Source organism: Macrococcus epidermidis, assembly GCF_003259695.1.
In the GTDB taxonomy this organism is placed as follows: domain Bacteria; phylum Bacillota; class Bacilli; order Staphylococcales; family Staphylococcaceae; genus Macrococcoides; species Macrococcoides epidermidis.
Window position 1 is genome coordinate 1 of the sequence record NZ_PZJH01000021.1, and the last position, 737, is coordinate 737.

Below are 737 nucleotides of genomic sequence, written 5' to 3' on the forward strand. Positions count from 1 at the left end.
GCCGCCAGCGTTCATCCTGAGCCAGGATCAAACTCTCCATAATAGTTTGTTTGATAATGCTCTTTGATTGCTTATGGCAATCACTCTTGGGAGTGAACTTAGTTCACTCAAATTATTGGAATTAACGTTGACATATTGTCATTCAGTTTTCAATGTTCATCTTAAAATTTTATGGTGGAGACTAGCGGGATCGAACCGCTGACCTCCTGCGTGCAAAGCAGGCGCTCTCCCAGCTGAGCTAAGCCCCCAAAATTATTAAGTAAGTCGGGAAGACAGGATTCGAACCTGCGACCCCTTGGTCCCAAACCAAGTGCTCTACCAAGCTGAGCTACTTCCCGTTATTAATAAACGCGCCCGAGAGGAGTCGAACCCCTAACCTTTTGATCCGTAGTCAAACGCTCTATCCAATTGAGCTACGGGCGCAAAAAAATAAAATTAAATGGTGCCGAGGACCGGAATCGAACCGGTACGGTAATCACTTACCGCAGGATTTTAAGTCCTGTGCGTCTGCCAGTTCCGCCACCCCGGCATTTAATTTTCTTAATGGAGCGAAAGACGGGATTCGAACCCGCGACCCCAACCTTGGCAAGGTTGTATTCTACCACTGAACTACTTTCGCATATTAAGTTTTAATATTAAAATAATGGTGAGCCATAGAGGATTCGAACCTCTGACCCTTTGATTAAAAGTCAAATGCTCTACCAACTGAGCTAATGGCTCAAAGAAATGGTGCCGGA

6 tRNA genes are annotated in these 737 nt (G+C 45.3%); all 6 read right to left on the bottom strand.

Going from position 1 to position 737, the window contains the following annotated elements:
* Positions 1–172: 172 nt before the first annotated feature.
* Positions 173–248, bottom strand: a tRNA-Ala gene (locus BHU61_RS13205).
* 16 nt (positions 249–264) lie between these two features.
* Positions 265–338, bottom strand: a tRNA-Pro gene (locus BHU61_RS13210).
* A gap of 11 nt (positions 339–349) precedes the next feature.
* Positions 350–423 (bottom strand) — tRNA-Arg (locus BHU61_RS13215).
* Between the two features lie 17 nt (positions 424–440).
* Positions 441–529, bottom strand: a tRNA-Leu gene (locus BHU61_RS13220).
* A gap of 15 nt (positions 530–544) precedes the next feature.
* A tRNA-Gly gene (locus BHU61_RS13225) sits at positions 545–619 on the bottom strand.
* A gap of 25 nt (positions 620–644) precedes the next feature.
* Positions 645–720: transfer RNA gene (locus tag BHU61_RS13230), tRNA-Lys, on the bottom strand.
* Positions 721–737: the final 17 nt, after the last annotated feature.